Annotated in this window: 12 protein-coding genes; 8 read left to right on the top strand and 4 right to left on the bottom strand. The window is 63.5% G+C overall.

What is annotated here, in order from left to right; genetic code table 11:
- Window positions 1–16: 16 nt before the first annotated feature.
- The 3 genes from BTN82_RS29650 to BTN82_RS29660 all read left to right on the top strand — a co-directional run bounded on the left by BTN82_RS29650 (window position 17) and on the right by BTN82_RS29660 (window position 2,835).
- On the top strand, window positions 17–682 hold the full coding sequence (locus BTN82_RS29650; RefSeq protein WP_075122551.1) for a fumarylacetoacetate hydrolase family protein: 666 nt from the start codon (window positions 17–19) through the stop codon (window positions 680–682).
- A 194-nt stretch (window positions 683–876) separates the two neighbouring features.
- Window positions 877–1,833 (top strand): SdiA-regulated domain-containing protein, encoded by a 957-nt coding sequence (locus BTN82_RS29655; protein WP_075122552.1) that lies wholly within the window; start codon window positions 877–879, stop codon window positions 1,831–1,833.
- Window positions 1,834–1,917: 84 nt separating this feature from the next.
- Window positions 1,918–2,835, top strand: coding sequence for an SdiA-regulated domain-containing protein (locus tag BTN82_RS29660; protein WP_075122553.1), 918 nt, complete (start codon window positions 1,918–1,920; stop codon window positions 2,833–2,835).
- Between the two features lie 33 nt (window positions 2,836–2,868).
- Here BTN82_RS29660 and BTN82_RS29665 read toward each other — a convergent pair whose 3' ends face one another.
- On the bottom strand, window positions 2,869–4,821 hold the full coding sequence (locus tag BTN82_RS29665; protein ID WP_075122554.1) for an autotransporter domain-containing protein: 1,953 nt from the start codon (window positions 4,819–4,821) through the stop codon (window positions 2,869–2,871).
- A 308-nt stretch (window positions 4,822–5,129) separates the two neighbouring features.
- The gene (gene rpiA / locus BTN82_RS29670; RefSeq protein ID WP_075122555.1) at window positions 5,130–5,801 is read right to left on the bottom strand and encodes a ribose-5-phosphate isomerase RpiA; all 672 of its coding nucleotides are present in this window, start codon (window positions 5,799–5,801) and stop codon (window positions 5,130–5,132) included.
- Window positions 5,802–6,014: 213 nt separating this feature from the next.
- Here rpiA and ilvA point away from each other — a divergent pair, with 213 nt between their 5' ends.
- The gene (gene ilvA / locus BTN82_RS29675) at window positions 6,015–7,529 is read left to right on the top strand and encodes a threonine ammonia-lyase, biosynthetic (protein ID WP_075122556.1); all 1,515 of its coding nucleotides are present in this window, start codon (window positions 6,015–6,017) and stop codon (window positions 7,527–7,529) included.
- A gap of 38 nt (window positions 7,530–7,567) precedes the next feature.
- On the top strand, window positions 7,568–7,996 hold the full coding sequence (locus BTN82_RS29680; protein ID WP_075122557.1) for a DUF2269 family protein: 429 nt from the start codon (window positions 7,568–7,570) through the stop codon (window positions 7,994–7,996).
- Window positions 7,997–8,067: 71 nt separating this feature from the next.
- On the opposite strand, the gene BTN82_RS29685 is transcribed toward BTN82_RS29680, so the two are convergent.
- Window positions 8,068–8,724 (bottom strand): HAD family hydrolase, encoded by a 657-nt coding sequence (locus BTN82_RS29685; protein ID WP_075122558.1) that lies wholly within the window; start codon window positions 8,722–8,724, stop codon window positions 8,068–8,070.
- A 143-nt stretch (window positions 8,725–8,867) separates the two neighbouring features.
- On the opposite strand from BTN82_RS29685, the gene BTN82_RS29690 reads away from it, so the two are divergent.
- Entirely contained in the window at window positions 8,868–9,347 is a 480-nt protein-coding gene (locus tag BTN82_RS29690) for an RNA pyrophosphohydrolase (protein ID WP_007927344.1), read from the top strand.
- Window positions 9,348–9,369: 22 nt separating this feature from the next.
- Window positions 9,370–11,649, top strand: a complete 2,280-nt coding sequence (gene ptsP / locus BTN82_RS29695; RefSeq protein ID WP_075122559.1) for a phosphoenolpyruvate--protein phosphotransferase — start codon at window positions 9,370–9,372, stop codon at window positions 11,647–11,649.
- 105 nt (window positions 11,650–11,754) lie between these two features.
- Here ptsP and BTN82_RS29700 read toward each other — a convergent pair whose 3' ends face one another.
- Window positions 11,755–12,501 carry an NRDE family protein gene (locus BTN82_RS29700; RefSeq protein WP_075122560.1) on the bottom strand — a complete coding sequence of 249 codons (747 nt, stop codon included), beginning with the start codon at window positions 12,499–12,501 and terminating at the stop codon, window positions 11,755–11,757.
- A gap of 122 nt (window positions 12,502–12,623) precedes the next feature.
- Between BTN82_RS29700 and BTN82_RS29705 the strand changes: the two genes are divergently transcribed.
- Complete coding sequence (locus BTN82_RS29705) at window positions 12,624–13,406, top strand: sulfite exporter TauE/SafE family protein (RefSeq protein ID WP_075122561.1); 783 nt, start codon at window positions 12,624–12,626, stop codon at window positions 13,404–13,406.
- Window positions 13,407–13,416: the final 10 nt, after the last annotated feature.

The following is a 13,416-nucleotide window of genomic DNA, read 5'->3' on the forward strand; positions in this document are numbered from 1 at the left end:
CGAGCAGGAGTCGGTAATGAGCTATCAGCACCAGTATGTCGACGGTACCCGTATTCATTTCCCGGTCGGCAAGATCGTGTGCATCGGTCGCAACTACGCCGAGCACGCCAAGGAACTGGACAACCCAGTGCCGACCGAGCCGCTGCTATTCATCAAGCCAGGCAGTTGCGTGGTGCCGCTGGAAGGCGGCTTTGCCATCCCCACTGAACGTGGCTCCGTGCATTACGAGGCGGAAATCGCGGTCTTGATCGGCAAGCCGTTGTCGACCAAGCCAAGCCGCGAAGAAGTGCTGGATGCCATCTCCGGCTTCGCCCCGGCCCTGGACCTGACCCTGCGCGACAAGCAGGCCGAGCTCAAGGCCAAGGGCCTGCCCTGGGAAATTTCCAAGTGCTTCGACGGCGCCTGCGTGCTGGCGCCCTTTGTCGTTGGCAGCACTTTTCCTGACCTTACCGACATCAACATTCGCCTGACGATCAACGGCGAGGTCCGCCAGGACGGCAACAGCAGCATCATGCTCAACCCGATCGTGCCGATGATCCAGTACATGGCCGGCTGCTTCTCCCTGCAGGCGGGCGACGTGATCATGACCGGTACGCCAGTGGGCGTCGGCCCGTTGAACGTGGGCGACGAACTGGTGCTGGAATTGCCGGGCGTGAGCCGCTTCGACAGCCGCGTGCGCTGATCTCCTGCAGGCGTTCGACACGAGGCTCGCCCGCAATGGGCGGGCCTCGCTTGCGAAAGAGCCGATGATTTTTAAGGTATTTCTGCCCATTTTTCGTTTTTTTCACATCCTGTCTGGATAATTTTCCGGTTCCAGGCGTCTGAGCCTGCCCCGATGTGCTATTACCCTTAGCCGACTATCTGGAATACGTTCCCATGGCCACGTCCCACACCCCCGAGCTTCATACCGTTCGCCGTCGCGGTTTGCGTGCCATGCGCTGGTACTCCTGGCTGCTGCTAGTGGGCGTGGTGACGTATGGCATTGCGATTGCCATGCACTGGGACGACCGGGGCCTGCTCTGGGTGCTGGAGCGTTTCGAAACGCCGGCCGAGCGTCAGGAAAGCGTCTGGCTGCCGGACTACCGCGCGGTCATCGACGCCAAGGCGCTGCCAGGCATGGAGAAGGACGAGGCCTCCGACCTGAGCTACAACCCGCAGACCAAGACCCTGTTTTCGGTGATGGGCAAGAACCCGTTCCTGGCCGAGCTGACCTTGCAGGGCGACGTGCTGCGCAAGATCCCGCTGGTGGGCTGGAGCAACCCGGAAGGGGTGGCGGTGATGGAAAACGGCCTGCTGGGGATTGTCGACGAACGCAATCACCTGCTGACCATCGTCAAGGTGGATGCCACGACTCGCGAGTTGAATGTGGCCGACTTCCCGCAGTACGACCTGGGGCCGTCGAAAGATCAGAACAAGGCCTTCGAAGCCATCGCCTGGGACCCGCGCAAGCAGCAGCTGTTGCTCGGCGAGGAGCGTCCTCCGGCGCTGTTCACCTGGAGCAGCGACGGTAGCCAGGTGCTCAAGGGCGACAAGCGGAAGCTGGACAGCGATGAGTTGGACTTGCGCAACCTGTCTGCCCTGGGCATCGACCCGCGCACTGGCCACACCCTGGTGCTGTCCGCCGATTCGCACATGCTGCTGGAGCTGGACGAAACCGGCGAGCAGGTCAGCTTCATGACCTTGCTGGGCGGTTTCAACGGCTTGAAGAAAACCATCCCGCGGGCCGAGGGCGTGGCCATGGACGACCAGGGCGTGCTGTACATCGTCAGCGAGCCCAACCTGTTCTATCGCTTTGAAAGGGATTCAGACGTTTCCGCACAGAAAAAGCCGTAATCCGGCATACGCCTGCTGCGATTAAGCTTAAATTCATCCGGCCGTGATATTTCATCCGCCTGATTTGTATTTGAGCTTGCCAGCATGCGTCGACTTGCCTACCCCAAACCGCTTTTCCTCCTCCTGTGTTTTATCGCGCTGGTGTTGCTCGGCATTGCCGGCCAGCACCATCGTTTCTTCGAGCGTCTTTGGTTCAACTGGCGGGTTATGTCGCAGCCGGCGAACGCCGACGCCATTGGTCTGGACGGGTATCGAGTGACGCTCGAAGCGCAGAAGATCGAAGGCCTGGACGATGTTTCGGCGCTGACCTTCGATCCGGTGCGCAAAAGCCTGTTCACCGTGACCAACAAGAATTCCGAACTGATCGAGCTGTCGCTCGACGGGCGCATTCTGCGGCGTATCGCCCTGACCGGTTTTGGCGATCCGGAAGCGGTCGAGTTCATCAGTGCCGACACCTACGTGATCACTGACGAGCGCCAGCAGCGGCTGATCAAGATTCACTTGCAGGAGGACACGGCATTCCTCGACGCCGCGGACGCCGAGCAGATGACCCTGGGTGTGCATATGAGCAGCAACAAGGGCTTCGAGGGGCTGGCCTACGACTCGGTGGGCAAGCGCCTGTTCGTCGCCAAGGAGCGCGACCCGATGCTGATCTACGAGGTCAAGGGCTTCCCGCATTACGATCCGGAGAAGTCCTACGCGGTGCATGTGGTCAACAACCCCAAGCGCGATGCCGGGTTGTTCGTGCGCGACCTGTCCAGCCTGCAGTACGACGAGCGTACCGGGCACCTGCTGGCGTTGTCGGACGAGTCCTGGCTGGTGCTGGAGCTGGACGTGGATGGCCGGCCCCTGAGCACCATGTCGCTACGCAAGGGGCAGCAAGGCTTGCAGGCAACGGTGCCGCAGGCCGAAGGCATCGCCATGGACGACGAAGGCACCCTGTTCCTGGTCAGCGAGCCGAACCTGTTCTACGCCTTCAAGAAGCCCGCCGCCACCCCGTAGCCCTGTAGCTAGGCAGCGGCGACAGGGTCCCTCCTAGAACTGCCACTGCACGCCGAGGGAATAGCCGGTCTGGCTGCCTTCGGCGTGACCGATCCGGCTATTGACCTCGGCGTACAGCCCCAACTGCGGGGTGATCGCCAGCTGGCTGCCAAGCTGGGCGCGGCCGAAGCTCTTGTCCACGCCGCCGAGGCGGGCCACGCGAACCTGGCCGTCGGCGAGGCTGGTCAGGTCCAGGTCATCCAGGCGGCCGTCCGCCAACTCCTTGACCCAGGCCAGGTCGCCATAAGGCAGCAGGCTCATGCCATAGGGCAGGGCGACAGTGCCGCGCACGCGCCAGCCAAGGCTGGCTTCCAGCGACTCGAACGCTTGCTCCTCATAACCGAGCGCGGTCCGCAGGTTCTGTTTCTCGTGGAACGAGTCGATGCGGTAGTGGCTGTAGTCGAGACCCGCGAAAGGGCCGCTCTTGAGCGCGCCGAAATCCAGGTCGTAGCCGCCGAGTACCCGGGCGCCGAGGGTCAGGGCGTCGGTGTCGCCGGTCAGTCGCTGGTTCAGCAGCACCGGGCCGCCGTTGGCCTGGATGAGCAGATTGCGCTTGGATTCGAAGCGGGTGCGGCCGACGCTCAGGTCGCCCGCCAGCCATTGCGGGCCGCCGTCGTTAAGCAGGGCATAGATCGCGGCCTGCCAGGTGTCGCTGTCGAGCTTGCCGCGGTGTTCCAGCTTGTCGCGGCCGTTCTGGTAACTGAGGCTGGCGCCGATATTCAGGCTTCCATTGAGCTGGTAATCGCCAAGGGCATGCACGCCCAGGCGGCGGGCCTCGGGGTTCGGTGCGCTGTCGAAGCCGCTGTCGGGGCTGTATTCGCCGTCGATGCCGATTTCGCCGTCGAAACTGCCGACCTCCCGGCCCATCGCCTGCAAGCTCAGCCAGCGTCGGTCGTGCAGGCGAACCATGGCCTGATGCAGGCGTTGCAAGTGATCCTGCTGGTTGCGCGCTACGGCGCCGCCGGACGCGGTGGACGCCAGCAGGTCGGCATTGGTCAGCTCCAGAACCAGGCGGCTGAGCAGCCGCGAATAGTCGCGCAGGCGCTGGTCGATGCGTTCCTGGCCGAACGCGTTGGTCAGCACCGCCTTGTTGTCCTCGGCCGGGTCGTGCCAGGTCGAGCCGCCGGGGATGGCCGGGTTGGTGGTCTGGGTGTAGCCGTCCAGATCGCCGATTTCCCAATTGGTGGCCTCGATATACAGGATCGGGATATTCAGCCCCTCGAAGGCTTCGCCGTCGCTGCAACAGCCGGTGCCCGCGGGGTATGCGGGGTCGAGGCCGGGGTTGGTGAACAGATTGATCTGCAGTTCCCTGGCGATTTGCAGGGTGTGTTCGCGCAACGAGGCCAGGGCCGGGTTGGTGCTGCTGTTCTGCCCGGCATGGGCGTACATCATGTCGCCAGTGATCAGGCTGTCGAGGTTGATCATGGCCAGCATGTTGGCGCGCTGGCTGGCGCTGAGGGAGTCGACGAACGCCTTGGAGCCGCGCAGGCCTTCCTCTTCGGCGCCGAAGCCGACCACCTGCAAACCGTTTTCCAACGGCAAGCCGCCGAGGTTGCGGGCGATCTCGGTCAGCACGCTGGCGCCCGAGCCGTTGTCGTCCAGGCCTTGCAGGGTCGGGCGGCCGAAATAGGTATCGAAATGCGCGCCGAGCACCACGTATTGCGGCTTGGTCCCGGCGGCGTAGGCCACCACGTTTTGCGAGCTGCGGCGGCTACCGCCGGCGGTCCAGGAAAAGTCCTGGCGGCTGATGTCGTAGGCGCTGCCCATCTGGCTTTGCATCCAGTCGGCGGCGCCGGCGAAGTTGGCGGTGCCGCGATAGCGGCCGGGGTAGTCGTTGATCAGCTTGTCCAGGGTAGTGGCGGCATGTTCGCCGTACTCGTAGGCGAGGGCCTGGGTGGACAGCAGGGCGCTGGCGAGACTGACGGCGAACGCGAGGGGTTTGAGCACTGTGATCTTCCTTGAGGGGAGGGGAGCGGGGGGTATTGCACGATGCGCGCCTCATTCCTTGGGCGACCCGGTAGTGGCGCATTGCTAAAACCGGGCGTCGCCTGGCTGTAATTTGTAACGGATTTGATACTGGAAGTCGTCCGCGGTACTGAGAACAGGTGCGCGAATCTGAAGATTCATGCGGCTAAATGCGGCGAAAAGTAGCAGTACGGGCGAATTTGGTGCGGGGGGAAGGAGGAAGGTATCGAGTCTGGTACGAATCGAGGGCATTCGCCCCCGCCATGGCGGCAGGGGCAAAGCAGGCAGTATCAGGCGGTGAGGGTCTTCACGCCTTCGCTGGTGCCGAGCAACAGCACGTCGGCCGGGCGGGCGGCGAACAGGCCGTTGGTGACCACGCCGACAATCGCATTGATCTGCGCTTCCAGCTCCACCGGGTTGGTGATCTGCATGTTGTGCACATCGAGGATGATGTTGCCGTTGTCGGTGAGCACGCCTTCGCGGTAGACCGGGTCGCCGCCCAGCTTCACCAACTCGCGGGCCACGTGGCTGCGGGCCATCGGGATCACTTCTACCGGCAGCGGGAAAGTACCCAGCACAGGGACCAGTTTGCTGGCATCGGCGATGCAGATGAAGGTCTTGGCCACCGCCGCGACGATCTTCTCGCGGGTCAGGGCCGCGCCGCCGCCCTTGATCAGGTTCAGGTGCTCGTCGCTTTCGTCGGCGCCGTCGATGTAGAACTCCAGGTCGCTGACGGTGTTCAGTTCGTACACCGGGATACCGTGGCCCTTGAGGCGCGCCGCAGTGGCTTCGGAGCTGGCGACCGCGCCGTCGAAGGCGCCTTTGTGCTGGGCCAGGGCATCGATGAAACAGTTGGCGGTGGAGCCAGTGCCGACCCCGACGATGCTCTTGTCATCGAGTTTCGGGAGGATGAGGTCGACGGCAGCCTGGGCCACGGCCTGTTTGAGTTGATCCTGGGTCATGCGGGCTCCGGAAGCGGGCAAGGGGGAACGGAAAGGCCGGCATTATAGGCGCCGCCGCGAGCAAGGTCATTGCCCGATTGGCGGGTCAAAAGCGCGCGGTGCGCCGTAGGGCCGGGGCCGGACGCTCTAAAACCTCTGTATTCGTGTGGTCGCCCGGGCAAACGCTGGGTTAGACTCGCTGGCCCTGCCCAACCCGCCCAGTGATGCTTTCCGATGCTCGAACAGTACGTCAAGAAGATCCTCACCTCGCGCGTTTACGACGTTGCCGTAGAAACCCCGTTGCAGACTGCCCGCCAGCTCTCCGAGCGGCTGGGCAATCAGGTCTGGCTCAAGCGCGAAGACTTGCAGCCGGTGTTCTCGTTCAAGATTCGCGGCGCCTACAACAAGCTGACCCAGCTCAGCGATGCGGAACGCGCCCGCGGCGTAGTTACCGCGTCGGCCGGCAACCATGCCCAGGGCCTGGCCCTGGCGGCCAAGGTGCTGGGGGTGAAGGCGACCATCGTGATGCCCAAGACCACCCCGGAGATCAAGGTCGAAGGCGTGCGCTCGCGCGGCGGCAAGGTGGTGCTGCACGGCGATTCCTTTCCGGAGGCCCTGGCTTACTCGCTGAAGCTGGTGGACGAGAAAGGCTACGTCTATATCCACCCGTACGACGATCCGCACACCATTGCCGGGCAGGGCACCGTGGCGATGGAGATCCTGCGCCAGCACCCGGGTCCTCTGGACGCGATTTTCGTTCCGGTCGGCGGCGGCGGGCTGATCGCCGGGATTGCCGCCTACGTGAAATACCTGCGCCCGGAAATCAAGGTCATCGGCGTCGAGCCGGACGATTCCAACTGCCTGCAAATGGCCATGGCCGCTGGCGAGCGCGTGGTGCTGCCGACGGTGGGGCTCTTCGCCGACGGCGTCGCGGTGGCGCAGATCGGCCAGCACACCTTCGACATCTGCAAGGACTACGTGGATGAAGTGATCACCGTCAGCACCGACGAAATCTGCGCGGCGATCAAGGACATCTACGACGACACCCGCTCCATCACCGAGCCGGCCGGCGCCCTGGGCGTGGCCGGGATCAAGAAATACGTCGAGCAGCGCGGCGTCAGCGGGCAGACCCTGGTGGCCATCGACTCCGGCGCCAACGTCAACTTCGACCGCCTACGTCATGTCGCCGAGCGCGCCGAGCTGGGCGAAGGCCGCGAAGCCATCATCGCTGTGACCATTCCCGAGAAACCGGGCAGCTTCAAGGCGTTCTGCGAGGCGGTGGGCAAGCGCCAGATCACCGAATTCAACTACCGCTATAACACCGGCAGCGAAGCGCACATCTTCGTCGGCGTGCAGACCCACCCGGAAAACGACCCGCGCAGCGCGCTGATCGCCAGCCTGTCGGAACAGGGCTTCCCGGTGATCGACCTGACCGACAATGAACTGGCCAAGCTGCACATCCGTCATATGGTCGGTGGGCACGCGGCGCATGTGGTCGATGAAGTGGTCCTGCGCTTCGAGTTCCCGGAGCGTCCGGGCGCGCTGTTCAACTTCCTCAACAAACTGGGTGGGCGCTGGAACATCTCGATGTTCCATTACCGCAACCATGGCGCGGCCGATGGCCGGGTGGTTGCGGGGCTGCAAGTGCCGGCAGACGAGCGGCATCTGGTGCCGGCGGCGCTGGAGCAGATCGGCTACCCCTATTGGGACGAGAGTGATAACCCGGCGTACCAGCTGTTCCTCGGCTGAACGGCTACGCTGGTGGGCAAGGCCTAAGGAGTCATTACATGGAAACGCTGACCGTCCTCAAAATCGTACATATCCTGGCCACTGTGCTGTTGCTGGGCAGCGCGCTGGGGCTGGCCATCTGGACCTGGCGCGCTCGGAGCAAGGGCGATGCGGGCATCTACGGCCGGTTGCTGCGCCGGCCCCTGGTGTTCGTCTGGCTATTGTTGGTGATGTGCCTGGCCAGCCTGCCGTTCAGCGGCTGGTGGCTGGTGCACCTGATGGGCTGGCCGCTGGGGCAAACCTGGATCCTGGCGTCCAGCGTGATCTACACCGTGGGTGCCTTGAGCTGTTTCTGGTTGCTGGCGCGGCTCAACCGCGTGCGGATCGCCTCCGGGGTCGGCAGCCCGAAGTTCACCCTGGCATTGGCGGTGTTCAGCTTTGTGTGTTTCTTCGCCATTGCCGGGCTGATGGGCGCCAAACCGGTCTGATGGCCTGATCGCTCGCTCCTACAAGGTTTTCAGTAATTCCTGTAGGAGCGAGCTTGTTCGCGATGGCGTCTTCAGTCGCGCAGGCTGATCACCGGCCAGCCACGTTGCTCGGCGTGGGCCCGCAGGTTCGGGTCCGGGTCCACGGCGATCGGGTTCGCGACTTGTTCCAGCAGCGGCAAGTCGTTCATCGAGTCGCTATAGAAGTAGCTGTCTTCCAGGCTGTGGCCGGTTTCTTCGAGCCAACGCGCCAGGCGAGTGACCTTGCCTTCGCGAAAGCACGGGATGTCGGTGCTGCGGCCGGTGTAGCGGCCGTCCTGCATCTCGCACTCGGTGGCGATCAGGGTTTCCACGCCCAGGCGTTCGGCGATCGGTGCGGTGACGAAGCGGTTGGTGGCGGTGATGATCACCAGCTTGTCGCCGGCGGCCCGGTGCTTGGCCAGCAATTGCGCGGCCTTGGGCAGCATCAGCGGTTCGATGCAGTCGCGCATGTAGTCGCGGTGCCACTGGTCGAGCACATCCATCTCGGTGCGGCCGAGAATCTCCAGGCAGAAATTCAGGTACGCGGCATTGTCGAGCGTGCCGGCCAGGTAGTCCTGGTAGAACTCGTCGTTGCGGGTCTTGTACGCAACGGCGTCGAGGAAGCCCCGTTCGCACAGGTAATCGCCCCAGGCGTGGTCACTGTCGCCGCCCAGAAGGGTGTTGTCCAAGTCGAATAAAGCCAGGCGCATCGCGGTTACTCGCTGATAAGTCTGAAAAAAGGCCATCAGAATACGGTCTTTTCACAAGAGTGCACATAAGGTAGGAAGCCTCGTTGCTGCTTTCACAACCTTTGTGGAACAATGCGGCGACATGCGTTTGCGAGGTTGTTGCCGTGATCGACCCCGATGGTTTCCGCCCCAATGTCGGGATCATTCTGACGAATGATGCCGGCCAGGTGCTATGGGCTCGCCGTATCAATCAAGATGCCTGGCAGTTTCCGCAAGGGGGGATCAACCCCGAAGAGACGCCGGAAGACGCTCTGTACCGCGAGTTGAACGAAGAAGTCGGCCTGGAGCGCGAGGATGTGCAAATTCTCGCCTGTACCCGAGGCTGGTTGCGCTATCGTTTGCCGCAGCGTCTGGTCCGGACCCACAGCCAACCGCTGTGCATCGGCCAGAAACAGAAATGGTTTCTTTTGCGCCTGATCTCCAACGAGCAGCGGGTGCGGATGGATTTGACCGGTAAACCGGAGTTCGATGGCTGGCGCTGGGTCAGTTATTGGTATCCGTTGGGCCAGGTGGTGACATTCAAGCGCGAGGTTTACCGCCGCGCTCTCAAAGAGCTTGCCCCGCGCCTTCTTGCGCGCGACTGACGACGGAGTTCGACCCCGAGCCATGCTCAATACGCTGCGCAAGATCGTCCAGGAAGTTAACTCCGCCAAGGATCTCAAGGCGGCGTTGGGGATTATTGTGTTGCGCGTCAAAGAGGCCATGGGCAGCCAGGTCTGCTCGGTCTATCTGCTGGATCCCGAGACCAACCGTTTTGTCCTGATGGCCACCGAGGGCTTGAACAAGCGCTCGATCGGCAAGGTCAGCATGGCACCCAACGAAGGTCTGGTCGGCCTGGTCGGTACGCGCGAAGAACCGCTCAACCTCGAAAACGCCGCCGACCACCCGCGTTATCGCTACTTCGCCGAAACCGGTGAGGAGCGTTATGCCTCCTTCCTCGGCGCGCCGATCATTCACCACCGCCGGGTCGTCGGCGTCCTGGTCATCCAGCAAAAGGAGCGCCGTCAGTTCGACGAGGGCGAAGAGGCCTTCCTGGTGACCATGAGCGCCCAGCTGGCGGGGGTTATCGCCCATGCCGAGGCCACTGGTTCGATCCGTGGCCTGGGCCGCCAGGGCAAGGGTATCCAGGAAGCCAAGTTCGTCGGTGTGCCCGGGTCGCCAGGCGCGGCCGTAGGGACCGCGGTGGTGATGCTGCCGCCGGCCGACCTGGACGTGGTGCCTGACAAGAGCATCAGCGACATCGACGCCGAGCTGGCGCTGTTCAAGACCGCCATCGAAGGCGTGCGCGCCGACATGCGTACGCTTTCCGAAAAACTCGCCACCCAGCTGCGTCCCGAAGAGCGGGCGCTGTTCGACGTCTACCTGATGATGCTCGACGACGCTTCCCTGGGCAGCGAAGTGACCACCGTGATCAAGACCGGGCAATGGGCCCAGGGCGCGTTGCGCCAGGTGGTCACCGATCACGTCAACCGTTTCGAGCTGATGGACGACGCCTACCTGCGCGAGCGCGCGTCGGACGTCAAGGACCTGGGCCGTCGCCTGCTGGCCTACTTGCAGGAAGAGCGCCAGCAGACCCTGGTCTACCCCGACAACACCATCCTGATCAGCGAAGAACTGACGCCGGCCATGCTCGGCGAGGTGCCGGAAGGCAAGCTGGTCGGCCTGGTGTCGGTACTGGGTTCGGGCAACTCCCACGTGGCGATCCTGGCGCGTGCCATGGGCATCCCGACGGTGATGGGCCTGGTCGACCTGCCGTACTCCAAGGTCGACGGCATCGACATGATCGTCGACGGCTACCACGGCGAGGTCTACACCAACCCCAGCGACGTGCTGCGCAAGCAGTTCGCCGATGTGGTCGAGGAAGAGAAGCAGCTGGCCCTGGGCCTGGATGCGTTGCGCGACCAGCCGTGCGTGACCCTCGATGGCCACCGCATGCCGCTGTGGGTCAACACCGGCCTGCTGGCGGACGTGGCGCGGGCGCAGAAGCGCGGCGCCGAAGGCGTGGGCCTGTACCGCACCGAAGTGCCGTTCATGATCAACCAGCGCTTCCCGAGCGAAAAGGAGCAGCTGGCGATCTATCGCGAGCAACTGTCCGCCTTCCATCCGCAACCGGTGACCATGCGCAGCCTGGACATCGGCGGCGACAAGTCACTGTCGTATTTCCCGATCAAGGAAGACAACCCCTTCCTCGGCTGGCGCGGCATTCGCGTCACCCTCGACCATCCCGAGATTTTCCTGGTCCAGACCCGCGCCATGCTCAAGGCCAGCGAAGGCCTGAACAACCTGCGCATTCTCCTGCCGATGATCTCCGGCATCCACGAGCTGGAAGAAGCGCTGCACCTGATCCACCGCGCCTGGGGCGAAGTGCGCGATGAGGGCACCGACGTGCCGATGCCGCCGGTTGGGGTGATGATCGAGATCCCGGCCGCGGTCTACCAGACCAAGGAGCTGGCGCGTCAGGTCGACTTCCTGTCGGTCGGTTCCAACGACCTGACCCAGTACCTGCTGGCCGTGGATCGCAACAACCCACGGGTCGCGGACCTCTACGACTACCTGCACCCGGCGGTGCTGCAAGCCTTGCAGACCGTGGTGCGCGATGCCCATGCCGAAGGCAAGCCGGTGAGTATCTGCGGCGAGATGGCCGGCGATCCGGCGGCGGCGGTGCTGCTGATGGCGATGGGTTTCGACAGCTTGTCGATGAACGCCACCAACCTGCCGAAGGTGAAATGGATGCTGCGCCAGATCAATCTCAGCAAGGCCAAGGAGTTGCTGGCCGAGTTGATGACCATCGACAACCCGCAAGTTATCCACAGCTCGCTGCAACTGGCACTGAAGAACCTGGGCCTGGCGCGAATGATCAATCCGGCGTCGGTCAAGACGCTTTAATCCCATTACCGCGTCGTTTCAATCGCGAGCAAGTTCGCTCCTACAGGTGTTTCATCGATCCCTGTAGGAGCGAGCTTGCTCGCGATGGCGTCCTCCCGGACCTCGCTAAACCCGCAACTCCACCTCGCCCAAATGCCCGCCATAGGGCCCGAAACTGCGCTCGACCATATGCCGCGAACCGTCGGCCCCGACGATCAGCGCCGTGCTGGCTCGTGTGCCATAACTGGGGCTGGCGATAAACACGCTCGACAGCAGGCTCTCGGTGGCCAGGCCGACTCCGGTATCGGGCAGGTCGGCGAACGGCGCGGTCTGCGCATCGCTCAGCAGGGCCAGCAAGGCCTGGGGTTGCGGGTCGTCCAATACTTCGTGCAGCGCGGCCCTGGCCTTGAGCAGCTTGGGCCAGGGCGTATCGAGCCCGGCGTTCGACAGGCCGTACACTCCGCTGTCGAGTCGCTGCGGTTCATGGCTGTGAGCGTTGTAGTGCCAGAGTTGGTCGGGGGTGCCCACCAGCAGGTTGAAGCCGGCATATTCCAGCGATCGGCCGACAACGTCGGTCAAGTAGTCGTCTATCGACAGGTTCGCGCTGAGAAATCGCGCCACCAGTTCGCCCCGTGAGCGGCGTGCCGGGGGCTGGTGCGGATTGCGGATATTGGTCAGGGCGGCGAAGCGCCCTCCAGCGCCTACGCCGAGCCAGGTGCCGCCGGCTTCCAGGTCGCGCCCGGCATAGATATCGGGGGTTTCGGGCCATTGTGCCAGCGGCAGGCTGGGGCGGGCGTAGAACTCGTCGCGGTTGGCCGCAACGATCAGGGGCAGGGCGTGGCCCGGCCGCCAGGCGAATACGATCAAGCACATCAGGTCGTCCCTTTTGTGTTTTTGCCCACTTTACGCACAGATCGGCTGGGTATCCATCGCCATCCAGTGGAGCCAGGGGCCATGCATCCGTTACCATGCCGCTCTCTTTTCGGGATGCCTCCATGGAATTTCTGCTCTATCTGCTGCTGGGTGCCTGCGCAGGCATATTGGCCGGTCTGTTTGGCGTGGGCGGCGGCATCATCATCGTTCCCGTGCTGGTGTTCAGCTTCACCCTGCAAGGTTTCGATCCGTCGATCCTGACCCACTTGGCGGTCGGCACGTCGTTGGCGACCATCATCTTCACCTCGGTCAACGCGGTACGCGAACACCAGCGCAAGGGCGCGGTGCGCTGGCCGATCTTTGCCTGGATGACCGTCGGCATCCTGCTCGGCGCCGGAGTCGGGGCCCTGACGGCCGAAGCGATCTCCGGGCCGAACCTGCAGAAAATCATCGGTGTCTTCGCTCTGGTGGTCGCCCTACAGATGACCCTGGACCTCAAGCCCAAGGCCAGCCGCGACGTTCCCGGCAAGCTCGGGTTGACCCTGGCGGGTAGCGTGATCGGCTGGGCCTCGGCGATTTTCGGCATCGGCGGCGGCTCGCTGACCGTGCCGTTCCTGACCTGGCGCAGCGTGCCCATGCAGCAGGCGGTGGCCACGTCTTCGGCCTGCGGTTTGCCGATTGCCGTGGCCAGTGCCATAAGTTTCATGATTCTGGGCTGGCATGATCCGCTGTTGCCGGCTCATAGTCTGGGTTTTGTGTATTTGCCGGCGCTGTTGGGCATCGCCCTGACCAGCATGGTCTTTGCCCGCTTCGGCGCGCGGCTGGCCCATCGGCTGTCGCCGCGCCTGTTGAAGCGTTTGTTCGCCGCCCTGCTGTTTGTGGTCGGCCTGACGTTCCTGGTCTGACTGGTTTCGC

The organism is Pseudomonas chlororaphis, from assembly GCF_001921865.1.
GTDB classification, from domain to species: domain Bacteria; phylum Pseudomonadota; class Gammaproteobacteria; order Pseudomonadales; family Pseudomonadaceae; genus Aquipseudomonas; species Aquipseudomonas chlororaphis_D.